The 25,931-nt window shown below is 55.2% G+C and carries 21 protein-coding genes; 10 read left to right on the forward strand and 11 right to left on the reverse strand.

Annotation, left to right across the window (positions count from 1 at the left end; all coding sequences use genetic code 11):
- Nucleotides 1–18: 18 nt before the first annotated feature.
- From P8T57_RS20330 to P8T57_RS20355, 6 genes are read left to right on the forward strand one after another with little or no spacing between them, the layout of a single operon-like run.
- Nucleotides 19–1,392, forward strand: coding sequence for an aspartate aminotransferase family protein (locus P8T57_RS20330; protein WP_341364119.1), 1,374 nt, complete (start codon nt 19–21; stop codon nt 1,390–1,392).
- On the forward strand, nt 1,389–2,318 hold the full coding sequence (locus P8T57_RS20335; RefSeq protein WP_341364120.1) for a 3-keto-5-aminohexanoate cleavage protein: 930 nt from the start codon (nt 1,389–1,391) through the stop codon (nt 2,316–2,318). Before P8T57_RS20330 ends, P8T57_RS20335 begins: the two co-directional genes overlap by 4 nt.
- A 55-nt stretch (nt 2,319–2,373) precedes the next feature.
- Nucleotides 2,374–3,417 carry a histone deacetylase family protein gene (locus tag P8T57_RS20340; RefSeq protein ID WP_341364121.1) on the forward strand — a complete coding sequence of 348 codons (1,044 nt, stop codon included), beginning with the start codon at nt 2,374–2,376 and terminating at the stop codon, nt 3,415–3,417.
- Complete coding sequence (locus P8T57_RS20345; protein WP_114093334.1) at nt 3,414–4,556, forward strand: FAD-binding oxidoreductase; 1,143 nt, start codon at nt 3,414–3,416, stop codon at nt 4,554–4,556. Before P8T57_RS20340 ends, P8T57_RS20345 begins: the two co-directional genes overlap by 4 nt.
- Before the next feature lie 21 nt (nt 4,557–4,577).
- Nucleotides 4,578–5,873, forward strand: coding sequence for an ArgE/DapE family deacylase (locus P8T57_RS20350; protein WP_341364122.1), 1,296 nt, complete (start codon nt 4,578–4,580; stop codon nt 5,871–5,873).
- A gap of 42 nt (nt 5,874–5,915) precedes the next feature.
- Nucleotides 5,916–6,263 carry a RidA family protein gene (locus P8T57_RS20355; RefSeq protein WP_037991412.1) on the forward strand — a complete coding sequence of 116 codons (348 nt, stop codon included), beginning with the start codon at nt 5,916–5,918 and terminating at the stop codon, nt 6,261–6,263.
- Nucleotides 6,264–6,349: 86 nt separating this feature from the next.
- On the opposite strand, the gene P8T57_RS20360 is transcribed toward P8T57_RS20355, so the two are convergent.
- Nucleotides 6,350–7,588: a bifunctional alpha/beta hydrolase/OsmC family protein gene (locus tag P8T57_RS20360; protein WP_007089348.1), complete on the reverse strand. Its 1,239-nt coding sequence runs from the start codon at nt 7,586–7,588 to the stop codon at nt 6,350–6,352.
- Nucleotides 7,589–7,690: 102 nt separating this feature from the next.
- On the opposite strand from P8T57_RS20360, the gene P8T57_RS20365 reads away from it, so the two are divergent.
- Nucleotides 7,691–8,200 carry a GNAT family N-acetyltransferase gene (locus P8T57_RS20365; protein ID WP_341364123.1) on the forward strand — a complete coding sequence of 170 codons (510 nt, stop codon included), beginning with the start codon at nt 7,691–7,693 and terminating at the stop codon, nt 8,198–8,200.
- A 57-nt stretch (nt 8,201–8,257) separates the two neighbouring features.
- Here the strand turns inward: P8T57_RS20365 and P8T57_RS20370 are convergent, their stop codons facing one another.
- The 3 genes from P8T57_RS20370 to P8T57_RS20380 form a co-directional block, all read right to left on the reverse strand.
- Nucleotides 8,258–8,758: a thioesterase family protein gene (locus tag P8T57_RS20370; protein ID WP_341364124.1), complete on the reverse strand. Its 501-nt coding sequence runs from the start codon at nt 8,756–8,758 to the stop codon at nt 8,258–8,260.
- A complete protein-coding gene (locus P8T57_RS20375; RefSeq protein WP_341364125.1) occupies nt 8,755–9,705 on the reverse strand; it encodes an ornithine cyclodeaminase family protein in 951 nt (316 codons plus the stop codon). The genes P8T57_RS20370 and P8T57_RS20375 overlap by 4 nt, the downstream gene beginning before the upstream one ends.
- 138 nt (nt 9,706–9,843) lie before the next feature.
- A complete protein-coding gene (locus P8T57_RS20380; protein WP_341364126.1) occupies nt 9,844–10,695 on the reverse strand; it encodes an alpha/beta hydrolase in 852 nt (283 codons plus the stop codon).
- A gap of 202 nt (nt 10,696–10,897) precedes the next feature.
- Here P8T57_RS20380 and P8T57_RS20385 point away from each other — a divergent pair, with 202 nt between their 5' ends.
- Nucleotides 10,898–11,266, forward strand: a complete 369-nt coding sequence (locus P8T57_RS20385) for a hypothetical protein (protein WP_341364127.1) — start codon at nt 10,898–10,900, stop codon at nt 11,264–11,266.
- A 136-nt stretch (nt 11,267–11,402) separates the two neighbouring features.
- Here the strand turns inward: P8T57_RS20385 and P8T57_RS20390 are convergent, their stop codons facing one another.
- The 5 genes from P8T57_RS20390 to P8T57_RS20410 form a co-directional block, all read right to left on the reverse strand.
- Nucleotides 11,403–12,473 carry a D-TA family PLP-dependent enzyme gene (locus P8T57_RS20390; protein WP_007089342.1) on the reverse strand — a complete coding sequence of 357 codons (1,071 nt, stop codon included), beginning with the start codon at nt 12,471–12,473 and terminating at the stop codon, nt 11,403–11,405.
- 38 nt (nt 12,474–12,511) lie between these two features.
- A complete protein-coding gene (locus P8T57_RS20395) occupies nt 12,512–13,981 on the reverse strand; it encodes a M81 family metallopeptidase (protein ID WP_341364128.1) in 1,470 nt (489 codons plus the stop codon).
- A gap of 90 nt (nt 13,982–14,071) precedes the next feature.
- On the reverse strand, nt 14,072–15,127 hold the full coding sequence (locus P8T57_RS20400) for a DctP family TRAP transporter solute-binding subunit (RefSeq protein WP_341364129.1): 1,056 nt from the start codon (nt 15,125–15,127) through the stop codon (nt 14,072–14,074).
- 95 nt (nt 15,128–15,222) lie between these two features.
- On the reverse strand, nt 15,223–16,503 hold the full coding sequence (locus P8T57_RS20405) for a TRAP transporter large permease (protein WP_062953091.1): 1,281 nt from the start codon (nt 16,501–16,503) through the stop codon (nt 15,223–15,225).
- Complete coding sequence (locus tag P8T57_RS20410) at nt 16,500–17,021, reverse strand: TRAP transporter small permease (protein ID WP_341364130.1); 522 nt, start codon at nt 17,019–17,021, stop codon at nt 16,500–16,502. Before P8T57_RS20410 ends, P8T57_RS20405 begins: the two co-directional genes overlap by 4 nt.
- A 375-nt stretch (nt 17,022–17,396) precedes the next feature.
- Here P8T57_RS20410 and P8T57_RS20415 point away from each other — a divergent pair, with 375 nt between their 5' ends.
- A complete protein-coding gene (locus P8T57_RS20415) occupies nt 17,397–18,281 on the forward strand; it encodes a MurR/RpiR family transcriptional regulator (RefSeq protein ID WP_341364131.1) in 885 nt (294 codons plus the stop codon).
- A gap of 28 nt (nt 18,282–18,309) precedes the next feature.
- Entirely contained in the window at nt 18,310–19,260 is a 951-nt protein-coding gene (locus tag P8T57_RS20420; RefSeq protein ID WP_341364132.1) for a sugar kinase, read from the forward strand.
- On the opposite strand, the gene P8T57_RS20425 is transcribed toward P8T57_RS20420, so the two are convergent.
- On the reverse strand, nt 19,254–23,669 hold the full coding sequence (locus P8T57_RS20425) for a translocation/assembly module TamB domain-containing protein (protein WP_341364133.1): 4,416 nt from the start codon (nt 23,667–23,669) through the stop codon (nt 19,254–19,256). The two genes, P8T57_RS20420 and P8T57_RS20425, sit on opposite strands and share 7 nt — an antisense overlap.
- Entirely contained in the window at nt 23,666–25,660 is a 1,995-nt protein-coding gene (locus P8T57_RS20430) for an autotransporter assembly complex family protein (RefSeq protein WP_341364134.1), read from the reverse strand. Before P8T57_RS20430 ends, P8T57_RS20425 begins: the two co-directional genes overlap by 4 nt.
- Nucleotides 25,661–25,931 lie beyond the last annotated feature (271 nt).

Here is a 25,931-nt window from a genome sequence, read left to right on the forward strand (position 1 = left end):
TCTGGAGTGCCACCCGAAGTGACGCATGATAACCCCAAAACCGGCCATAACCGGGAATCCCGCCTGTTTTATCAAAGCCGTTCGCGCCGGCCACTGATCGACCATGCCAAGGGCGTCTATATGTGGGATGTCGATGGCAAACGCTATATCGACGCCTCCAGCGGTGCGATGGTCAGCAATATCGGCCATAGCGACCCACGCGTGATTGCCGCGATGAATGCGCAGCTTGAAAAGGCCAGTTTCGCCTATCGCCTGCATTTTGAAAATGATGCGGCCGAAAATCTGGCATTCCGCCTTGCCGAACGCGCACCGGGCGATCTTGAACGGGTATTTTTTGTCTCTGGCGGGTCAGAAGCCGTCGAAAGCTGCATCAAGCTTGCCCGTCAATATGCCCTGGCAAAGGGGCAAGCCCAGCGGACCAAGATCATTTCGCGTTTCCCCAGCTATCATGGCTCAACCCTTGGTGCGCTTGCCATCACCGGCTATACGCCAATGCATGCACCCTTCGCCCCGATGATGGTGGACCAACCCAAAATTCCGGCCCCGACCTGCTATCTGGATCGCGATGATCTGAGTAATCATGAACGCGGCCTGAAATACGCCAACATGCTAGAATCCGAAATACTCAAACAGGGCCCTGAAACCGTTCTTGGTTTCATCATGGAACCGGTTGGCGGGGCTGCGACCGGCGCACTGGTTGCGCCTGACAGCTACTATGCCCGTATCCGCGAAATCTGTGATCAATACGGCATTCTTCTGATCTATGACGAGGTCATGACGGGTGCCGGGCGCACTGGCAAATATTTTGCTGCCGAACATTGGGGCATCACCCCCGATATTCTGGCCGTATCAAAGGGACTGGCGGCGGGTTATGCCCCGCTGGGGGCGATGATTGCGCCTGATCGTATTGTCGGCCCGGTTCTTGATCATGGTGGCTTTATCCATGGTTACACCTATGCCGGCAATCCGATGGCCTGTGCAGCGGGCAATGCGGTCCTTGATGTGATTGATGAAGACAACCTTCTGGAAAATGCGGCCCAAAGCGGTGCGGCATTAAAGGCCGAACTTGGCAAACTTGCCGATGAATTTCCGATCATCGGCGATGTGCGTGGCCTTGGATTGCTTCTTGCGGTCGAACTGGTCAAAGACCGCGAAACCATGGAACCGATTGATCCCAAACATCTTGCGGCTGCCCGCCTTGTTGATATTGCCTATGACAAGGGCCTGATCATTTACTGGCGTCGCACCCGCGGCGGGTATCGCGGTGATCATGTGATGGTCTGCCCGCCCATGACGATCACACCCGATCAGTTTGACGACATCCTCATTCCGTTGCGCGCCGCCCTTGGCGAGCTTCAGGACGAACTCACCCGTGCCGGAGCCTTCGCATGAGCCGGAAAGTCATCATCACCTGCGCCATCACCGGATCGGTTCATACCCCGTCCATGAGCCAGCACCTGCCAATCACCCCCGACCAGATTGCCGATCAGGCGATTGCGGCGGCAAATGCCGGGGCTGCCATCCTGCATCTGCATGCACGCGATCCCGAAACCGGCTTTCCAAGCCCGGAACCCGCAATTTTCAACCAATTCCTGCCGCGCATCAAATCGGCCACCGATGCGGTGATCAATATTTCGACCGGCGGCGGCATGACCATGACGGTCAAGGACCGTATTCGTGCGGCAAAGCAGGCAGCACCCGAAATGGCGTCATTGAATATGGGGACGATGAATTTCGGCCTGTTCCCGGCGCTTGCCGGGCGCAGCGACTGGAAACACGACTGGGAACCGAAATTTCTCGAAGACAGTCGTGATTTTGTTTTCAAAAACACGTTTTCCGATATCGAAACCATTCTGGCAGATCTCGGCGATGCCAATGGCACAAGGTTTGAATTTGAATGTTATGACGTCGGGCATCTTTATACGCTGGCCCATTTTGTTGATCGCGGCCTGATCAAAGGGCCGATTTTCATTCAGTTCGTTCTGGGCGTTCTGGGCGGTATCGGGGCCGATCCCGACAATCTTGCCCATTTGAAACGCACCGCCGACAAACTTTTTGGCGATCAGTACCAGTTTTCGGTTCTGGGTGCCGGCCGTCATCAGATGCCGCTTGCCACCATGTCGGCCACCATGGGCGGTCATGTCCGGGTCGGTCTTGAAGATAATCTGTATTTGCGCAAGGGCGAACTCGCCCCGGACAACGCATCGCAAGTTCGCAAAATCCGCGACGTTCTGGACGGGTTATCGCTTGAAATCGCAACACCGGACGAAGCCCGCGCCATGCTGGGTCTGAAAGGTGCCAATCTGGTCGCCTTTTAGGAAACAACAAACTGCCACCAACACCACGACGCAAAGCCAACGAAAGGCGGCACCCATGATGCATGCCTATTTCTCAGCCGATCAGCTTCGCCATCACGGCCAGACATTCATGGTCGCGGGCGAAGCACGGCCAATCCCCGAAGTCCCCGAACGGGCGGAAATCCTGACCACTGCCATAAAACGGCTTGGGCTTGATTTGCGCACCCCCGATGATTTCGGCATGGGTCCGATTGCCGCCATTCATGCGCCGGAATATCTGAAATTCCTGCAAACCATCCATGCCGAATGGAAGGCTGTTGGTGGGTCTGATCTGGTGGTGCCCGGTATTCATCCGTTTGACCGGCTTGGCCCCTATCCGAGATCACCGGCGGGCAAGGCCGGTTTTCATATGGGCGATACATCCTGCCCGATATCGGCAACCACCTGGCAATCGGCCTATGCCAGTGCGCAAACCGCCATTGCCGCCGCGTGCCAGGTCCGCGATGGCAATGCCAGATCGGCCTATGCCCTTTGCCGTCCCCCCGGCCACCATGCCAGCCGCGATATCGCCGGTGGTTTCTGTTACCTGAACAACAGCGCGATTGCCGCACAGGAACTGCGCCTCAAATACGACCGCGTTGCGATCCTTGATGTCGATCTGCATCATGGCAACGGCACACAGCATATTTTCTATGCCCGTGATGATGTCATGACGCTGTCGATCCATGCCGACCCGCGTGATTTCTATCCGTTTTTCTGGGGCCATGCCGAAGAACGCGGACAGGATGCCGGGCTTGGTTTCAACCACAATTATCCCCTGCCCCTTGGCAGCGGCGATGACGCATTTCTGGCCGCCCTTGATCGTGCGCTTGCCATGATTGATCATTTCAGCGCCGATGCGGTTGTGATTGCACTGGGTCTGGATGCATCATCGGATGATCCGTTTGGCGGACTGGCTGTCACACCCGGCGGATTTGCCAAAATCGGCGAAAAAATTGGCGGCATCAATCTGCCAACCGTGCTAGTGCAGGAAGGTGGTTATGTCAGTAACACACTGGCTGAAAACCTTTTTCAGTTTATCAGCGCCTTTCAAGCCACCACCGCAGGGAGCCCCGAATGAAAACATCCGATATCCTGATCATTGGCGGCGGTATTGCCGGCATGTCAGCAGCCTATTTTCTCGCCAAACGTGGAAAATCCGTCACGGTTCTCGAACGCGAAGATCAGCCCGGCTATCACAGCACCGGCCGGTCCGCCGCACTCTATAGCGAAACCTACGGCCCGAAAATCATCCGCAAGATGTCGACCGCCAGCCGGGACTTTTTCCTGAACCCGCCCGAAGGTTTCACCGAAAATCCGATCCTGACCCCACGTGGTGTGATCCTGACCGCCGCCCACGGCAATGAAGGCGCGATTGACGAACTGCTTACCGAAGGCCGCGCGAATGGCGCGAATGTTGTCGCCCTGACAGCCGATGATATCAAAAAACTGATCCCGATCCTTAATACCGATCTGATCGCGTGTGGCGCACTTGAAACCGATGCGATGGATATTGATGTTCATGCGCTGCATTGGGGCTTTATCCGCCATTTCAAAAAGCTTGGCGGTGATCTGGTGGTCAAGGCCGATGTCACCGCAATTGCAAAAACCACAACCGGCTGGCAGGTCACGGCAGGCGGCGAAACCTATGAGGCCCAAATCCTCGTTAACGCATCCGGTGCATGGGCCGATGAAATCGCAAAACTGGCTGGCGTTACCCCATTGGGCATCACCCCCAAACGCCGCACGGCGGTGATGGTTGATTTGCCATCTGATGTCAATGCGCATGGCTGGCACATGGTATCTGATGTCGGCGAAGGCCTGTATTTCAAGGAAGATGCCGGTCGCCTTCTGGTATCGCCATCCGATGCAACGCCGACGGTTCCCCATGATGTCCAGCCCGAAGAACTTGATATCGCCATCACGATTGACCGCCTGATGACGGCAACCACGCTTAAGGTCAATCGCCCCGGCGAAGCATGGGCCGGCCTGCGCAGCTTCTTTGCCGATGGCGATCCGGTATCGGCATTCGACCCAGATGCGGATGGCTTTTACTGGCTTGCCGGTCAGGGCGGCTATGGCATTCAAACCGCCCCCGCAATGGGTGAATATGCCGCCAGCCTGATTTGCGGCGATGGCGTTCCGGACCGGATGGTGAAACTTGGCGTGACCGAAGATGCCCTTGCCGCCACCCGTCCCGGCCTTGGCCAAACCGCGTAAGGATTGAACGGAAATCGTGCCATGACCCATTTTGATCGCAATGAACTGCGCAGTGCCGTTGCCAATCGCCGGGATCGTGCGATTGACGACCTTTGCGCTTTGGTTCGCCATGACAGCCTTCTGGGCAATGAAACATCCGCCCAGAACTGGGTCGCGGATCGTTTCGCCGATATGGGGCTTTCGGTCGAACGGGTTGCGATCAATATTGACGCATTGCGTGATTTACCGGGCTTTTCCCCACCGGTTACGACGGAATATAACGGACGGGAAAATATCGTCGGTATTCATCAACCGGCCAAACAAACCGGACGCAGCCTGATTTTAAACGGGCATATTGATGTCGTGCCGACCGGGCCAGTGGCGCAATGGCGACGCGGACCGTTTGATCCCTATGTCGAACGCGACTGGCTTTATGGCCGTGGGGCTGGCGATATGAAGGCCGGCATCATTGCCTATTGTAACGCCCTTGCCGCCCTTCATGATCTGGGGCTTGAGCCCGCCGCCCCGGTGATCCTGCAATCGGTTGTCGAAGAAGAATGCACCGGCAATGGTGCCTTAGCCTGCCTGCATGCCGGATATCGGGCCGATTGTGCGATCATTCCCGAACCGTTCAATCAGACGCTGATGACCGCCCAGCTTGGCGTGATGTGGTTTCAGCTTCACGTCACCGGAAGTCCGGCACATGTGCTTGATACCTCAGCCGGAAGTAACGCCATCGAGGCCGCCTTTGGCTTTTTCGAAACCCTGAAAGAAGTCGAAGACATCTGGAACCACCCCACCCACCGTCATGCGGCCTATGGTGCGCATATCCATCCGGTGAACTTCAATCTGGGCAAGATCGAAGGCGGTGAATGGGCATCAACCGTGCCGCCGGTTTGTTCGGCCGATATCCGTGTCGGGTTCTATCCCGGCATGGAATTGGCCAAGGTCCGTGAAACCATCGAAGAAGTTGCAAAAAGTGCGATGGAAAATCACCCGGCCTGCAAGGGGGCAAAATTCGACATCACTTATCGCGGTTTTCAGGCCGAGGGATGCGTCATGGACGAAACCCATCCGATGATGACCATGATCGGCGACATTCACCACGAAGTCACCGGCAATACGATCAAAAACTATGCTTCCACCGCGACGACGGATGCGCGGTTCTTCCAGATTTACGGCAATATCCCGGCCACCTGTTATGGCCCGAAAGCCGAACGAATTCATGGCATTGACGAACGGGTCTCGATTTCCAGCATGATGGAAGTCACCGAGGTCCTTGCCCTGTTCATTGCCGACTGGTGCGGCGTTACCAAACGTGATAATCACGCCGCATAATCATACCAAAACCCAATCATATCTTGATATCAGGAGACTTTGATGACCGTTCAGCGTTTTCACACCGGCCCCCGCATGAGCCAGGCCGTTGTTCATGGCAACACCATCTATCTTGCTGGCCAGGTTGGCGAACCGGGCAGCGACGTCACCAACCAGACCAAGGAATGCCTTGCCAAGGTTGATGCGCTTCTGGCCGAATGCGGCGCGTCAAAGGAAAACATCCTGTCGACCACCATCTGGCTTGCCGATATGGCTGACTTCGCCAAAATGAACGAAATCTGGGATGCATGGGTCCCGCAGGGGCACACCCCGGCACGTGCATGCGGCGAAGCCAAACTTGCCACCCCGGACTATCTGGTTGAATTCATCGTGGTTGCGGCAAAACCGTAATCCGGCCACTTCCGACCCGAATGCAAAACGCCCGGCTGATTTCGCCGGGCGTTTTTATTTTGGCCATTTGCACGGGAATATGAATTCTACCGATCCCGCTCGTCCCGTGTCACGATCAATGACTTGGCTTCCAATGTCCGATGTACCGGGCATTTATTGGCAATCGCGATCAGCTTTTCCCGGACTTCCTCGGTAAAATCACCATGCAGGGTAATGATCCGTTCAAACCGGTCGATCTTGCCGCCCTTTTGCTCGAACTCTGCCCCGCATTCCATACAATCGCTTGCGTGGATTTTATCATGTCGGACTTCGACCCGAATGCCATCGACCGGTATCTGTTTCTGATCGGCATACATCCGCATCGTCATCACCGTGCATGACCCAAGGGCGGCCGCCAGAAAATCATAAGGTGACGGTCCGCTGTCAAACCCGCCAACATCTTCGGGCTCATCGGCCAACATACGATGATGCCCGGCCAGAACCATCGCCTGAAACTTGCCAAGCCCGGTTTCACGCACCACGACGGCACCGTCTGGCACTTCGTCATTGACCGGGTCTTCGTCGGTAATATAACGCTTGGCCCAGGCGCTGATCACCTCGGCGGCATAGGTCGCATCATCGGGATCGCGTAACAAATGATCCGCACTATCAAGCGACACAAAACTTTTCGGATGCTTGGCGGCATCAAAAATCCGTGCGGCATTTTCAATACCCACCGTCTGATCCATCGGCGCATGCAGCACCAGCAACGCCTTGTGCAATCTGCCGACCGATTTTTCAATATTGTGGGCACGCAGATCGTCAATGAAATGCTTCTTGATCACAAAGGGCCGCCCGCTTAACGAAACTTCGGCCTGCCCGTCCCGTTCGATATCTTCAAGGTAATCGGCGAAATTATGGGTCACATGCTCGACATCGGCGGGCGCACCAATCGTTGCAACCGCGGTTGCTTCGGGCACGCTATCGGCAACGGCCAAAACCGCCGCCCCGCCCAACGAATGCCCGATCAGCAAACGGGGGGCGGCAAATTCATGCCGCAGGAAATCGGCCGCGCGTTTCAGGTCATCCAGATTGGATGTGAAATTGGTCGATGCAAAATCACCACCCGATCCGCCAAGCCCGGTAAAATCGAACCGCAAAACGCCAATCCCCTGCATGGTCAGCGACTGCGCGATCTTGCGCGCCGCCGTCAGGTCCTTACTGCACGTAAAACAATGCGCAAACAGCGCATAGGCCCGAACCGGCCCCGTTGGCAAATCCAACCGTGCCGAAAGCTGTGCCCCCAGTGCACCTTCAAAGCTAAGCTTAATCGGCCTTACAGCCATATCGGACCTCCGCCGCCGGTATTTGGCGAATTCATTGTTTATTTATGCACGTTCTACGCTAGCATGCGATATTCGCTGCCACGAAACCAAGGGTAATACAGTATGACAATACTGGAAACCAAAAGAACGCTTGTGCGTCACGGAACCCACAACGACGCCCACTTTATCATGCAACTGCTGAACGAACCGGGCTGGATACGGTTTATCGGGGATCGCAATATCCATGATCTTGATGCCGCCCGAAAATTTATTGATGACCGGCTTCTCAGCAGCTATCTGAAACACGGTTTCGGGCTTTACATCGTCGATGAAAAGGCATCCGGATGCAGTATCGGGCTTTGCGGATTTGTCAAACGCGACACGCTTGATGCACCCGATATCGGTTATGCCATTACCGAAAGCCATCATGGCAGGGGCTATGCCTTCGAAGTCAGTACCGCCCTGATCGACTATGGCCACGATACGCTGGGCTTTGATCGGATATTTGGCTATACGCTGCCGGAAAATACCGTATCGCTTAAACTTCTCGCCAAACTGGGCCTGACCTATGAACGCGATCAGGACGTGAACAACAGCGGCGAAATCTGCAAGCTGTTTGTAAAGGTCGCCTGAACGCAAAAACCCGCATCACCGGATGCGGGTTTGCTCATTTCGGAGCATTGAAAATCGTTATTCCTTGCGGCGAATACCGATCTTGCGCCCGACACCCGTTGGCACCGGCAAACCGCGATGCGCCTCACGGATCAGATCAAGCGTCTTTTGAATGTCATCGGGAAATGCCGCCGAACGGCGCGTTTCCATATCGATATGCATCGTGATGATTTCATTGGTCGCCGACAGCCACCCTTCGGTCCCGTGACGCAATTCGTGATACATGTGAATGCGTTTGTGATCGCAATCCAGAATTTGCGTATGGATCACGAACGGGTCATTAAGGTGAATTTCCCGGTCATAGGTGATGTGCATTTCAAGCGCAAAGGTCGAAAACCCGCGCCGCTCGGGATATGTCCGCCCCATCCCGACCCCGTCCAGAAACGCCACAGACCCCAGATCAAAACCAACCACGTAATAGCCAACATTGACGTGACCGTTAAAATCGATCCAGTCCTGCGGCACCGTCCCGCGATAGCTTTCAAGAATCTCCGGGGCAAAAAGATCGGTACTGATCATTTACCGGCCTTTCCCACCGCATCGACAACCGCGACTGCCGCAACAAAATCTTCCAGCGAATGACCGACGGATTTGAAAACCGTACATTCCGTATCTGTCTCGCGTCCCTTGACCTCACCACGCGTCAGGCCGAACAGATCGCCGAGAATATCGGATTTTGAAATCGATCCGGCATTTAGCGGCTGCACCACATCACCGCCCTCGGCCGCGGCCCCTTCAAAACTATCAACATAAATCCGGCATTTCTGCATCAGGGCATCATCGGTTTCGCGCATGGTCGGCTTGAACGCCCCGACCAGATCAACATGCGTCCCCTCGCGAAGCCATTCACCACGGACCAGCGGCTCGGTCGAAAGTGTCGCGCATGAAATCAGATCGGCACTCTTACAGGCAGTTTCCAAATCATCCGTACCCACCGCCTCAAACCCAAGGGTGGCGGTTTCGGCGGCTAATGCGCGGGCCTTGTCGCCATTGCGGTTCCAGATCGTGACCTTTTTGATCGGACGCACCGACGCATGTGCATTGATCAGATTGGGTGCCATCGCCCCGGAACCGACCATGACCATTTCGCGCGTATCTTGGCGCGCAAGGTAGTCCGCCGCCAATGCCGATGCCGCCGCCGTCCGGCGTGTCGTCAATTTTGTACCGTCAATCACCGCCGATGGTTGCCCGGTCACGGCATCAAGCAGGATATAAGTCCCCGAAACCGCCGGCAGGTTACGCGCCGAATTTCCCGGCACAACGGCCGCAACCTTGACCCCGGCAGCGCCATCCTTTTGCCAGGCAGGCATGATTAGAAACGTCGCGTCATCCTCATTGCTGCGTTCCATGTTGAAATGGCTGCGTAGCGGCGCTTCGCAGCCATCGGCAAATCCTTGACGGAGCGCCTCAACCAGATCGCGGGGCGAGACGAATTTATCGATTTCTTCGGCAGAGATGAAACGCATGGGCCTTCCTGTAAATTTATTTTCGATTTCAGCGTGGTAGCGTTGATATCTTATACCACGTCAAAGGACATGCGTCACAGGATCGCACACTGTTTTTCACTTTGTTTCCGGTCAAAAATCTTCCCGAAATGGGTGAAATTAACGCTGCAAAAAACGTTTGAAATGGCCAAACATTGAACCGGTGCCAAGATAAAGTTCTTCAAGCACCGTGAAATGGTTCGCCCCCCATGCCTTATAAACCGGAACATGCAGTCCTTCCCGACTGCAATAGGCGGCATAAGCATCGCTTTGGCGGACAAATTCCGGGCTTTCGTTACTACCGACCACGACCATCATTTTGATGTCGTGTGGGACGGCATCAAGCATCGGTGAATTATCCGCTGCCGTCGCGGCATTAAGTTGCAGGTCGTTGTTGATACTGGTGAACCGGATCGGTTCCAGATCAAAAACCCCGGAAACCGGAACAACCGCACAAAACGGATAGGCATCATTAAGGGTATCTTCCCAATGATGAACCGCGAGGCGCGCGACAATCTGCCCGCCTGCCGAATGACCGGAAATGCTGATACGATCCCGATCCCCGTTAAAGTCGCCGATATTCTGGTAAATGAAGGTCATGCAACGGATCGCCTGACGGGTGATTTCCGCCACCGTCACATCCGGGCACAGATCATAATTCGCACAAATGACAGTAAAGCCCGCGGCGTTGAGGTCGCGGGCAACAAACGCATAGTCCTTTTTGTCCTGGCTTCGCCAATACCCACCATGGAAAAACACATGCACCGGTGCGTCCGGCTCGGCTGCCGGATAAACATCCATGGTTTCCTGGGGCCCGCCCCCATAACGGATATCGGTCATGTGGTGGACACTTGCCCGTGTATCGTCGGACAAACGAACAAACCGTTCAAAACAGGTCATATATTCCGGCACGGTTTCGCGCGGATTATACTGCCATTCAAGCTCGGCAAGGGTAAAACCACCCCAACTCATCTGAACCTCGTTTGCGTTGCCCGGACCGGAATTATTATCGGCAGATCAAGCCTGTCCGATAATCTTTCTTTATTTTTCAGGTTTTTGCAAACGCTACGCTAAGGTTCTTCACGCAATGCGATACAAATGCGGTCGTGATTGCAAGACCTGAAAGGCAATGGCAGAATATCGAAAATCAATTTTAAAATCAGCCGGATAGACCATGAGCAGCCGCAATATCCAAAGCCCGTTCCCCGCCGATGATGCGGATCGCAATCAGATTTGGGAAATGCTGGTGCCACGCGACATCGCGGCCTTTGTCGCGGCCGACTGGTCCATGGTGCAAGATGACTTCAAGGCAGACGGTTTTTACGCCATCGATGCCTGTAAATCCGACGATCCGGATGACTGGAAAATGATGTTTCCCGATCTGGCAGCCTATCGTGACGAATGGCTGCGTCAGGCGATTGTTGCACAGGAAATCGATTATGCCGAAGACCTGTTCGACGGAGTTTTCGTGCCACCGACCTTTCGAAAATCGATATCACCGGCAATCGTGCACTGGTGCGCAAACATTTCAACGGCACCATAAAAAAAGCAGACGGATCAACCGACCGTCTGCTTTGGAAAACCCATTATTACTGCGAAAAACAGATCGATGGAAAATGGCTGATTACCGGTTTCACCGGCTATCTGCCCAATCACGACCCGGCATAGATACGCTTGCCTTAAAGCACGCAACCACGCGCGGCAACATCAACCGTTTCGATATCGCCATTACGCACCAGATGCACCTGATCCAGCATGTTGCTGACAACGCAGACATGATTCGGGATGATTTCGATCCGCTGGCCGATTTCAAACGGTTTTGTCGCCGGATCGAAATGCAAAATGCCGTGTTCCTCGGACAGAGCCTTGACCGCAACATCGGGATGCCCCACGACATAGCCATATCCGTCAAGGCCCAGCAAATCGGATGTCAGAACCTTTGACCCGGCATCAATGATCGCCCGGCCCGGCGTCGGCAAGGATACGATTTCGGTCAAAACCCGAAGTGCACAATCATCTTCCTTGCAAACCCCACGCGCCATCAGGGATCGGTCATTATAAATATAAGTCCCGATGCGATGTTCGGTCACAGACGGCACTTCATGGGCCAACCACATATCGGGCGTCCCACCGGAACTGCGCACCGGGCATTCAAGGCCAATCGCATCCAGTTCCTTCATGGCCGTGGTGAAAAATGCCTCAACCTTGGCACCACCACCGGTCGCCGGATAGGTCATCAGACCGATAAATTTCACGCCCGGAAGCGATTGAATTTTCTTTGCCAGTTCAACGGCCTCTGCCGGGTTTTGCACCCCGCAACGCCCACCACCGGTATCGCATTCAATCAGGATTTCAAGCGGCTTGGCACTGTCGGCAAAGGCCTTGGACAATCCTTCAACCACAACCGCATTGTCGGCCACCACGCGCAGGCTTTTGATCCGGTCAAACAAGGCCCGCAAACGGGCCAGTTTGCGTTCGCCCAATACGTTATAGGTCAGAAGAATATCATCCAGCCCCGCATCTGCCATTACCTCGGCCTCGCCGATTTTCTGGCAGGTGATGCCAATCGCCCCGGCCTTCATCTGCTGGGCGGCAAAGGCCGGAATTTTATGGGTTTTGATATGCGGACGCAGCCCGATCCCGTGTTTGTCGCAATAGGCCTGATAGCTTTCGATATTTCGGTCAACGATATCAAGATCAACAACCGCGCACGGCGTATCAAGTTCGGGATATTGGGGCATTCCGGTCATCGGGGCAGCGTCCTTATCAAATCAGGTGGTGGCAGCAATCAGCTTGCAATTGCCGCAAACGGGTCATCAACAATCGGCCATATCGGGCGTGTCAGATGACGATATCCATTGGTTTTCGGATCGGACGGATAAGGTCCGTGGACATCGACATAAATGATCTCGCCCGCGATCTTGGCAAACGCATCGTAGAAGTGATTGGTCGATTTGATAAACAGATATTTTTTCGCCGTCGGATCAATGCCCATATTCGAAAACAGGCTGGGATCGAAGCTTTGCGACCGGTTGGAATTCAGGATCACCTCCCCCCCACCCGGAAGCTCGATCACCGCGCAATCGCCCAGCGGCACGATGCTGTCGCCGAAATACTGCCATGAATCGCGCCGGATTTTTTTCACCCGCACTTCGGCATCAATCGGTGCCCCGGCATGCGCACCGGTTTTTCCGCCAAAGCGTAATGGCAATGTCGCGCCCTCGCCGGCCGAAATGCAAACCCGAACCGCCATCGGGTCCCAGATGGTGCCAACTGCAAAATCACGAAGCCCGCGTTCCATTACGGCCCGCAGCAAAATCGTGCTGTCACCGGGCACACCGCCGCCCGGATTATCCCACACATCGGTCAGAACAATCGGCCGTGCATCGCTTGCCAATGCCTGATCAAGGGCGACATCCGGGGTTACAAAACTTGGCCGTGTCGTACCACGGAACCCGAAAAGCTCCTGACCCAGCTTTTGGGCAATCTCGTTTGCCTTGGCCGGGTCATTGTTGGTGGTCACAATCACCTTGGCACCAAGATCGGGCACATCACCGGCCATAAAGCCGTGAATAAACGATACCGAAAGAACATCACCGGCCCCCTCCATCGCCTTGGCGCGGTCAATAAAGGATCGCATCGGTTCGCGTGATGTCGGCAGAACTTCGATCATGTGGCAGTCAAAAACCGCCTTGGTCGGCTTGATCTCGCCGCGAAGCGTACGCAACACCAGATCAACCACCGAACGCCCGGCATCGACAAAATCGGTATGGGGGAATTCCTTGAACGCGACGATAATATCGGCGTTCGCAATGCGCTGCTCTGTCAGGTGGCTGTGCGGGTCATAACTGGTGCCGATAATAACGTCCGGCCCGACAATGTCGCGAACACGCGAAATCAGATCGCCTTCGCAATCCAGATATCCTTGCGCCACCATCGCCCCGTGCAGGCCCAGAATAACCGCATCAACCGGCATGGCCGCACGCAACTGGCCCAGAACCTCGTCGCGCAATTGTTCATAGGTTTCCCGATTGACCAAACCGCCCGGCTCGGCCCAGGTGGCGGTTCCCTCGATCAGGTCCCAGCCTTCCTTTGCCGCACGCGCGCGCGCCTCGGTAAAGACGGCACTACACAGCGTCGGGGTCACCGGATGCTGTCCGGGCGGTGCATAGAAGCTTTCCTTGAAATCGGAAAAATCGGTGCGCAACGGCGAGAATGTGTTGGTTTCGGTCGCAATAGAGGCGCAAAAAATCCTCATGACCCCATCCTTTTTGTTCTTTGTAATCATCATATTTTATGTGCAAAAGAAAAAAGCGTGCGGGTGAAGCACCACCCGCACGCCCATGGATTATTCCATGTAGCGGTGGGCGTTGGCTTTATCGACTTCCGTCTGGAACAGTTCGAGAAGTTCAACGCCTTCCGTGCCCAAAGATTCCTGAACGTGTTTGACCACGACCGGCTGGGTTACATCTTTAAGCTTCTGACGCTCTTCCGCGCTCAGTGCCGTGATTTCCATTTTGTCGGTCAAACCGGCAAGACCACGATCAGATGCCTCGATCACGCGCGACACACCGCGGCTGGCAACAATGCAGGACTGCGCGGCATAACGAACAATCTTCTGCTGGTCGGCAGTCAGATCATCCCAGAATGCTTTCGACAGCATAAAGGTGTAAGGCGAAAACAGGTGGTTGGTCAGGGTCAGATACCCCTGCACTTCGTTGAATTTGGCAAAGGTCACGGTCGGAACCGGGTTCATCTGACCATCGATCACGCCCGTCTGAAGACCGGCATACACTTCGCCCCACGCCATCGGATAGGCTTCTGCACCCAGCGACTGCATGATTTTCTGGTGCGACGGCAGCGACATGGTGCGAACACGAATGCCTTTGAAGTCCTCAAGCGTTGCAATCGGATGCTTGGAGTTGGTCACGGCAAAGAACCCGCCGGTATCCGGGAAGCCAAGAACCTTGACATCGCCAAGGGTGCTTTCGATATCGCTTGCCAGTTTCTGTCCAAACGGACCATCAAAAACGTCATAGGTCGATGCGTTGCTGTCAAACGCAAAGGCAAGGTTCAGAACGTCGATACGCGGATAATAGGATGCGATTGCCCCGGTCGAGGTCAGGGTCGCCTGGATCAGACCATCGCGAACCATCTGCACATGTTCGGCGGCCGAACCAAGCTGGTTGGACGGATAAACCTCTACCTTGACCTCACCATTGGTGTCGGCTTCGACAATGTTGGCGAAAACAGCGGTGCAGGCATGCGCCGGGTTTTCAAACGGGTCTTCCTTGTTGTCATGGGCAAATTTCAGAACCTTGGGTTCCGCATAGGCCAATGACGTGGTGCTGGCCAGCATGGCCGTCGCAAGGGCAAATGCCCCGAAACGCTTCATCGTATTCATTCTACCTCTCCTTGATTAAGGCCTTTTATTTCTGTCCGCGGTCTTGGTTTTGATGCCCCGATCCGGACCTGATCGGGGCGTTTCATTGCCACCGGTTACCGGAAGCCCAGCAATCGCGGGATCGCGAGGGCAAGATCGGACCAGAAGGCAAACAGGAACAGCACACCCAGCTCCGCCAAAAGGAATGGCCAAAGCTGGGCGGCAATTTTTTCAAGCTTTTCACCCGTGACAGACGACAGCACGAACAGGCACGCACCCACGGGCGGCGTCATCAGCGAGATGTTAAGTGCAAGGACAAAGATGATCCCGGCATGGATCGGATCCATGCCGATCTGAACCGTCAATGGCACCAGAACCGGGGCCAGAATGATCAGGATTGCATTGATATCCATGACCATCCCGATCATCAGCAACAGGGCGACGATCATGAAAATGACCATATAGGGATCGGACGACAACCCCAGGACAAGGCTCGCAACTTCCTGCGGAATGCGATTGAAGCTCAGCCACCAGCCAAGGATCGACGCAAAGGCGATGATGATGAAAATCACCCCCGTCACCCTGGCAGTGCGGATCAGCATCTTGAAGAAATCGGCAAATGTCAGCGCACGGTAAATAAAGATACCGATAAACAGTGCATAGGCCACGGCAACCGATGCCGCCTCCGTCGGGGTAACAATCCCGCCCAGAATACCGCCCAGAATGATCAAAGGCATGATCAGGGCCGTGATGGATGATTTGAAAATCTTCCAGATTTCCAAAAGGTTCGCCCGGCGTTCGTTTTTCGGAAGGTTCTTGGACCGCGCGGTCACCGCGATCACCGTCATGCAAATCAGGCAAATCATAAGCCCCGGCAGGATACCGGCGGCAAACAATCCACCGATGGAAACCCCCATCAGCGACCCGTAAACAACCATCAATCCCGACGGCGGAATGGTCGGACCAATGATCGACCCGGCTGCGGTCACGGCACAGGCATAATCGCGGCGATATCCACGCTCAACCATCGCCGGCACAAGTGTCTTGCCAAAGGCCGCCGCATCGGCAGTCGCCGCTCCGGTCAACCCGGCAAAGAAAACTGACGCCAGCATGTTGGTATGTGCCAACCCGCCGCGGAAATGCCCGACAAGCGCCTGCGCAAAAAGAACAAGACGGCTGGTGATGCCGATATGGTTCATGATCTCGCCAGCCAGAATAAAGAACGGCATGGCAAGAAACGGGAATACGTTCAGACCGTTAAAGACCTTGCTTGGCCCCTGAACAAGGAACATGCCCCCGCCCATGTCATAAAGGCCGATCACCCCGGCAACGCCAAGGGCAAAGCCGATCGGCATGCCCAGAACCATCAGAACGACAAAAGTAATACCGACGATCATTCCGCGCCCTCCGCCAGATCGATGGGAACAAAACGGCCCTGATCGCGAAGCGCGACCAGCAGCAACTGAATGGCAGCAAGCAGGGACGCAACCGGCACCGCGGCATAAGGCAGTGCCAGCGTCATGCCAAAGATCATCGCCTGACGGCGCATACCGCCGACGGCAAAGTCAAAGCCGTAAATCGCCAGATACAGAAACGCGCACAGCGCAACCAGATCGACACAGAACAGAACCGTACGCTGCACGGGCATCGGCATGTTAAGGATAAACATCCCGATGCCGATATGTTCGCGCCGCGCAATCCCCGCCGACACCGCCAAAAGCGCCGCCCAGATCATCAGGTAACGTGCAAGTTCTTCGGGCCACGGTAATTGCCAGTGAAAAATGTAACGATCAATCACGCCAAGCCAGACATCCAGCACAAGGGCCAGCATCAGGACGGCAATCACTCGTTCGACCACCCAGTTCAGGGACCGGCTGATCAATGCGGCTGTGGCTTCAACACGGCGCAGCGCCATCTTACTTAATCTCTCCGCTGATGAATGTTTTATGTAATTTTTCTACATCGTGATGACATTTTTGTAGCTTGTCTACATATTTTTGAGTCATAATTGCAAATATCACCACGAACGATCTATAACGAGTGATATTATAAGTAGTTAAACTACATTTTTGCCTATATTATTTGGGCCACCCACCCAAAACCACCGGAAGATAGCAACGGCGATCAAACAATTCGGCAATGAACGTCCTGCCCGCTTTACGGTTATATCCGGCAGGATGGGTAATCTCGGGATCAAGATCGAAGCTATCGCCTGCAAACCAAAAAGTGTTATTTATCAGTTGGGTGCTGGTAACAGCACCTCATATTCGAGAATGATCGGAACGCTCGCATGCAACCTACCGTCGATATCATCAGCCTCCTGCGTCGAAAGGCCGGAACCTTTCCCGCACGCGAACAGCGGGTTGCCGACTACGTTCAGGATCACCTGCAAGACGTCACAACCATCGCGCTTTCCGATCTTGCGCAAAAGGTCGGCGTCAGCGAACCGACCGTGATCCGGTTTTGCCGGACCCTTGGGTGCGACGGGTTTCGTGATTTCAAAATACGGCTGGCACAGAACCTTGCGGTCAGTATGCAATACCTGGCCCCCGAAGATCTGGCCGACGACACAACAGCCGCCGACGTGCTTTCCAATCACGTGCTGGGTGTGATTGTCGATAATTTGCGCTTTCTGCGCGAACAGCTTTCAAGCACCGAAATCGACAAGGCTGCCGACATTCTGGCCAATGCCCGCCAGATCGCCTTTATGGGCGTTGGCGGCGGCTCCACCACCGTTGCCTTTGATGCCGCCAACCGGTTTTTCCGTCTTGGCATTCCCGCACAGGCCCAAAGTGATGGTTACCTTCAGCGCATGCTGGCCTCAACCTTTGGCGAGGAAGATGTGCTTTTTGCCATCTCCACCAGTGGCCGCCCGACCGAACTGATCCATAGTGCCGCCATTGCCCGCCAATACGGGGCAAAGGTCATCTCCATGACCCACCCGCAAAGTCCGCTTGCCACCGAAAGCGACCTTGTGATTGGCATTGATATGCCGGAAAACCCTGATATTTATAAGCCAACGGCCACCCGGCATGTCTTTCTGGCAACCATCGATATCATTGCCACGGCGGTTGCCCGGCGCACACCGGACCGAACGCTTGAAAAACTTCGCCGGATCAGGTCATCTTTGCTGACTCTAAATCCGCCCACAGGTCGCCAGCCTATCGGTGACTAATCACGCCACCATCCCCATCGAGGCCCCAATGACCCGTACTGCCTTTATCGGCGAATGCATGATCGAGCTTGCCGGAACATCCCCCGGCAGCATTTTTGGCGCGGCCAACCTCGGCTTTGCCGGTGATACGCTTAATGGTGCAACCTATATGGCACGCACCAGCCGCCTGCTTGCAACGTCTGATACAGATGTTTCCTACATCACGGCACTGGGTACCGATCCCTATAGCGACGCGATGATTGCCGCATGGCAGAACGACAATATCGACACATCACTGGTCCGCCGGATCGATGGCGCCCTGCCCGGTCTTTATGCCATTCAGACCGATGAAACCGGCGAACGCAGCTTTTCCTATTGGCGCAATGATGCCGCGGCCAAACAGATGCTTCAGGGCGGCCACGATGCCGTGCTGCGCGATGCGCTTCGCGGGTTTGACTGCCTTTATCTTTCGGGGATCACGCTTGCGATCCTCTCGGACACTGACCGTAAAACCCTGATCGACATTGCAGAAAACTTCGCCAAACAGGGCGGCAAGGTCTGCTTTGATACCAATCACCGCCCACGCCTTTGGGCCGATCAGGACGATGCAATGGCAACCTATTTGGCGATGGCCCCCCATTGCCATACGGTCCTGCCGACATTTGACGATGACAGTGCGCTATTTGGCGATGCCACGCCTGCTGCCACCGCCAAACGCTGGCATTCGCTTGGCGCAACTGAGGTTGTTGTAAAATGCGGCGGCGAACCAACCTTTTATTCGATCAAGGATGGTGAAACCGGTACTGTCATACCGCCCAAGGTCACCGATATCGTCGATACGACTTCAGCCGGGGATTCCTTTAACGGATCGTACCTTGCCGCCCGCAATGCCGGGCTTGATGTGCCCGCCGCGATTGCGGTTGCACAAAAGGTTGCCGGACGCGTGATTTCACGGCGCGGCGCGCTTGTCGATATCAGCGATCTCAAACTCGATCAGTAATCCAGTCGGAACTGAACACCGGCCTTGCTGTCGATTTCGGTGGTTTCACTGGTGACACTGATATTCGGGGTCAGTTCGATTTCGACCTCAACCCCGCTTGACCCCGGCGTGGTTCCGGTTTTGGTCCCGACATAGACCCCGTCCGTCAGGTATTTACCCACCTTGACGTTCGGGCCGTCTTCGCCACCGCCGACCTGCAAAACATCCGCGCCGATGAAACGACGCACCGAACCGACGATATCAAGTCCGCCGCCCCCGCCTGAAAGCTCGTTGACCGCACTGGCAAGCTGAACCGCCTCAATCGCGCTCAGGCTTCCCTGCGATTTGCCAAACAGCACCTGCGACAGGATTTCGTCCTCCGGCAGGGACGGATTTGATGTCAAAACCAGTTCCGGGTCGCTTGACGGCCCCTGGAACCCGGCGGTTACCGTCAGATCATCGGTTGTATAAACCCCTGCGATATCCAGCAACGGGTCGGGCGGCGTTGCCCCTGAAAACGTGATCTTGGAATCCTTGATCACGAATGTCTTGCCAATGATATCAAGCTGCCCGCGAAGCGCCTGCAATTGCCCGACAATGATCGGCTCCGCCGTTGTGCCGCTGATATCAAGCTTACCGCCCCATTCGGAATCAAGCCCTCGCCCGCGCACAAACAAACGCCCCGGAATATCGACCGTCACATCCAGATTGCCGACAAAGCCCGGTGTCTGGTTTTTCTTTTCTTCTTCCTCGCGCTCTTTAACGTCTTCGATATTTTCGACATCAAGGGTCGAGACCGACACCGGCAGCGCAAGGGTCAGGTCGACTTCACCACGGCGCAGCATCACATTGCTTTCGATATCGGCAGTCTGTTCGGTTCCGGTAACGGACGCCGTCACATCAGCCCAGAATTGCAGTTCGTCCTTGCGCGAAAGTGCTGCATTATCGACCTTCAGATCGGCCTTGTAACTGACCAGCGGATCATCATCGAGTATTACCTCGGCAGAACCATTGATACGTCCATTACCGCCATCTGTTGCCGTAATTTCCGGAACGCGCAGACCGTTCTGATCGAAATCGCCATTGATCGTAATCTGCTTTAACAGCGTGCCATATTCCAGATGCTCGTAAGACCCGTCCGAAAGGGCAATCGTTCCGTTCCAGTCCAGCGCATCAAGCGTTCCCTTGGCAACCACGTCAAGTTTGAGATGCCCGGCAACCACGTGATCGGGTGCCGGAACGTAGGGCCAGAACTGCGCGATTTCCCCATCCACCTTGACCAGCGCATCAATCGGCGCATCGGGATCAAGCGTAAAATCCTGTAGCAGGATGGAAATACCCAAAGGCACCGCACCTCGCGCCTCGACAATCTGAGCCTCTTCGTTGCCAAGGGTGGCATTGCCGTCGAACTGACCGTCACGCAACACCAGATCAAGCACCATTTCAAACGGTGCCAAATCCTTTACACCGGCGGTCGTGATATTTTCAATTCCGCCCTTGACGGTCGCAACCGGCAATTGCCCCGATGCTTCGGACATATCGGCGGTGATATTCATCGTACCGTCCAGCCCGCTCAGGCCAAACATCTCGCCCCACGGGCCCAGTACCAGTTCGGAAATCTGCGCCCTGGCCTCAAAGTTTTTCTTTGGCATCAGATCAAGCTTGGCAAGCACCTGCCCCGCGCCAACATTCAGCGCCGCCTCAAGCTTCTGCTGCCCTTTGCCAGTTTGGCTAAACAGCAACGGCGCACGAAGCGCGATATTCTGGCTGCCGATATTCATATCAAGCTGATCGGCCCGAACATTGATGCCATCCGAAAGCCCAAGTTCGACGGTGCTATCAAGTTTAATCGGGATACTGTCGCGAAGCTGGCCATTGGCGTTCGTCGCAATGCCAATGCCCGAAAGATCGCCGGAAATCTCGGTCTGCAACTCATTAATCGCAAGCGACACAAAACGAATATCACGCCCGCGCAGGGTCAAATCAAAACCGGGCTTTTCAAATGCATCAAGGATCGAACCCGCCAGAACAACATCCTCGATCGCGGGCTGTTCCGCCCCTTCTTCGGCGACAAGTCGAATACCTTTCAGGTCGGCATTCACATCAATCTGTTGCTGGCCCGATTTCGGCACAAACGCCACATCCGCAGTTAGCGCACCGTTCGTCACCGGCACCCCGAAATCAGACAGCATCACGGTATCGAGTTTGCGCACCGAAAGCCTGCCGCGTATCGGCACCGCGTAATCCGGCAACATCAAGCTGCCAGCCAGCTCAAGCCGCTCGCCGCTCAGGGCAATGTTATCCACCCGCAAACCATCCGAAGGCAAGACCACATCTGCCGCCAGATCGTAATTGCGCCCCATCAAGGCAAACCCGGCCTTGTTGATCAGCGACAGAACCGCCTGATCGGACCAGCGCATTTCAGTCACAAGATCAAGTTTCTCAAACTTCTGCCCACCGGCCGAAACCGATGGTGTGCCAAGCCTGATCGTTCCCGCCGGTGCCGCGATATCCCCGTCAAGATTGATCGCAAGCATCGCCGGGGCGATGGAAACACCAATATCGGGCGGCACCACACCAGGCTGAACCGAAAGGTCAGACTTAACTGACAAATGGCTGAATTCATTTGAAATATCGATTTGCGCCGGGCCAGAAACCATCGCGGTGGCAATCTGATCAAGTGTGATCGACAGATCAAATGCATCATTAACCGCAAGCTTGCCATCAATTGTCGGTGTCGCCCCGACAATACGATCAAGATCGGCAATGCCAAACCCTGTTTGGTCTGCCTTGATCGCAATATCGGCTTTGCCGCCCTGCTCCATCGACCATTCGATATCGCTTATCGCAACCTGCCCTGTCCCGCTCAGATCAAGCCCCGAAATCGGCGCAAAGATCGAAAGGTCTGCGACATCGGCAATCAATTCGCCATCGGTCACCGCCATCACGTCATTGATATCGGTCTTGCCATTAACCGAAATACCCGGCGTGGTGATATTGATTTTGCCAAGCGCAAACTTGCTGAAATCCGGTGCGATTTCCGCATCAAGGGCAACCTGCTGCGTAGTGCCCAGCATCGCGCCAAGATCGGCATCCTGCCATTCATTGCCCGAAACATCGATCCGGCTTTGAACAGAAAACCCGTCCTCATCCCCGCGCAGATCGGCATCAAGTGCCAATGTCCCGATGGTTGATACCGGTGTTGCAACCTGATCCCCGCGCAGCATCAGAGTCACATCAGGCAATTCAAGCGGCCCTTCGGCATGGGCGGTCACATCAAGCCCGCCCCATGTCACGGCATCCTCGATCAGGCCCGATGTCGCCGGATCAATATCCCCGTGCAGATCGGCCAGAAGAGTACTCTCATCAAAATCGATTTCCGCCGTCGCGCCAATCATCGCAAGACCGGATTTTGTGATGTCGCCGCGCGTGACCGAAAGGATATTGGCATCCGCATCAAACTGCCCGCCAATGCCCAAATCAAGATCACCCTGCAACGGTTCGGGAAGCTGTGCTGCAAGTTCACCCTGCGTTGCCAGAACACCATCAAGGTCAAACCCGATCCGGCTTTCATCAAGCCGCAAGCCCAAATCACCGCCAAGCGTCACAAGGTCACTTGCCGCAAGTACAATCCGCCCTTTCCAGCCTGTCGCCAGGCCATCCCCCTTCAGGCTGATCGTGATATTTGGCGCATCTTCGGGTGCCAGCCCGGCAAGGGTCATGACCAGCCCTGCACGATCCAGCTTGCCTTCGATATCGGCCTTTAATCGCTGCGCATCGGCATCAAGATCAAGCTCGACACGCAGCCGGTCAATGCTGTCATCAAGCGGGCGCAGATCAAGTGACAAGGCCGCTTCAAGGTTTTCGCGAATTGCCGCACTGGCGCTTAGACCGTATTCAAAGCTTTTGCCGCTGGCCGGGTCGGAAATACGCACATTGCCAAGCGCCAGTTTGCCAAGCTCGATGGCCAATGGCGGCGCAAAACCGCCCGATCCGGCCTCTTCGTCCTCTGCCGTTTCATCTACGCCCGACATATCGGGCAAGACCACATCAATCGCGGTACTTTCAACGCGATTGATCCGAAGCGTCCCACCCAAAAGGGCGAGCGGGGACCAGTCAAACCCGAACTGACTGACATCCACGGCCAAGCCGGATGACGGCATCGACATCGACAAACGATCAAGCGAAAGCCCCGTCCAAAGGCTGCCCTCGATCCGGCCCAGTTCGAAATCGCCCTCTATCGTCTTTGCAACCGTAGTGTTTAACCACGGCGTTAGCGCACGCAATACCGGACCGGTCCCAGCAATACCGACAATCAGGATCACGGTCAGCAAAAGGCATGTGAACGCAATCGTGCCACGCCGCACCCATTTGGCGACCTTTCCGCGTTTGGTGGCTCTCGATGGTTTCGGATTTTCAGGCGACGTCAAAATGCTTGTCCAAGGCTAAGATAAATCTGGAAATCGTCATCAACATTGTCACGCTTATCAAGCGGCACGGCGACATCAAAACGAAGCGGCCCGACCGCCGTGTAATAACGGAACCCAAGCCCTGCCGCCCAAAGCAGATCAAGGTCTTCGGGGTCACTTGCCTCAAACACGTTGCCGCCTTCGATGAATGGCACGATGCCAAAACTTTCCGTCAGACGTGCGCGGAATTCGATCCCGGCTTCAAGCACCGAACGCCCGCCAAGCGGATCACCATCCTCATCAATCGGCCCGACTTTCTGATATTCGTAACCGCGCACCGATCCGCCGCCACCGGAATAAAACCGTTTGTTGGCCGGAAGGTCCGATCTGTCTTCGCCGATGATCATCCCCGCACGACCACGCCCTGCCAGAACGTAATCCCCGTCCTCGTCAAAGGCGAAATACTGCGATCCATTGAATGAAACGGATGTGAATTGCGCGCTCGGGCCGCTCAGACTGGTATAGGGCGATAGGTTGAATTCAAGCCGGTTGCCCTCGGTCGGATCAAGCGGATTATCGGTGCTGTCGCGCCGCAAAACACCCCGTAACCCGCCAAGATAGAATTGCTCATTGGGCGAATCTGCCCCCGTCAGGTCGGAATATTCCGCCGTTGGGCCAAGCGTAACCGACCAGTAATCGCCAAACTTGCGTTCAATACCGACAAAGCTTTCGACCAGTTCGCCGTCATAGGCATCCGTGCTGTAACTCTTGGCCGAAGCATCCGCGACCAGCGCCTGACGCCGCTTAAGAAACTGCGGCTTGCGGAATGCAGCTTCAAGGCCCTGGCTTTGCCCCGACCCTTCGATACCAAGTCTGAGCCGTTCGCCCGCCCCGAACAGATTGCGGTTTTCCCAGAATGCATTCGCCCCCGGCCCGTCGGCAGTTGAAAAATCAACCCCGCCACCAATCGTGCGATGTTTGCGTTCGTGCACTTCGATCTCGATGGGGATTTCACCATTTTCGGCAACCGGCCCGACCGGTTTGACGATCACACTGTCAAACAGGTTGGATTGCGCCAGATCGCGGCGCGTCGTTTTGACTTCTTCGGGGGAATATTTCTGCCCTGGTTTCCAACTGCGATAACCGGCGATGAAATCCTCATCAACACTTTCAGCCCCTTTGACATTGACCCTGCCAAAATTGGCTTGCGCACCGGTGATCAGTTCATAGGTCACCGAAATGGTCTTTTCGGTGGTATTGGCGATCACGGTTCGCTTGCCCGCTTCCACCAATGGATAACCTCGATCACGCATGATATCGACGGCATATTGTTCGGCCAGAATAATCGGATCTGCGGCCGCACGCTGTCCAAGGTGCAAATTCGACCGCTCAAGCTCCTCATCCGTGGCCTCGCGTTTGGTCGTATGGTCCGGACGGACAATTGAAAATTTCACTTCAGACAGAAGATAGGGCTGCTTGACGTCGACCTGATAAATCAGATCGACCGGATCAGGCTGTTCCCCACCCGCCGGTGCGCCAGCAGCCGGCTCGCTTGTCGCGCTGACAACGTCATCGCCATCGCCGCCATTTTCGTCGTCCGATATGGTCGGATCATCGCGTTCGGCCTTGCGGATATTGAATGCGACCTGCCCGTCATAAAACCCGAAGGCCCGCAAAACGGTCTCGAACCGCTCAACATCATCCTCCGCCCGGCGTTCAAGCCCGGCAAGTGATGGCGTGGGACGCGATTGCAACCGGATCGATGTGCTGACTTCGCGCAACGCATTGATCAGCCTTTCCTCCTGCGGATCAATACCTTCTATCTTGACCTGATAGGGGATCTGGACACCCAACACATCCTGTGCTGCACTATCGCTGTCCTTACCGAACCCAAATTCGGATAAGACACCATCCCCTGAACATCCCGAAACGGCTGACCCCATAAGCAGAACAGACACAACACCAATGCCACGCAGTCTGGATTTGCGGCTGTAGCGTTTACCCCTGTTCACCAAAGACGTCCCCAATATTTTCACTCGGTCCCGATAGACTTATGCAACGGTCGGCTGCATTCGTCGCGCAGTCCGATCCATTTATTGTTTTAAGGCACTTGCCAAGCGCCTGCCATCTTTTCATTCTATACACTGGTCGAAGACGCCAAGGCTCAGAGAGCATGAAATAATGGCATGGCTGTGATCGTTAAACGCACTTGTCATAAAAATGTGCCCGGCTTACTCGAAGTTGAAGGCTATTTTTTTGCCATTGCCACCCAAAAGCCGGAGG

Origin of the sequence: Thalassospira sp. SN3W (assembly GCF_038070535.1) — a bacterium.
In the GTDB taxonomy this organism is placed as follows: domain Bacteria; phylum Pseudomonadota; class Alphaproteobacteria; order Rhodospirillales; family Thalassospiraceae; genus Thalassospira; species Thalassospira xiamenensis.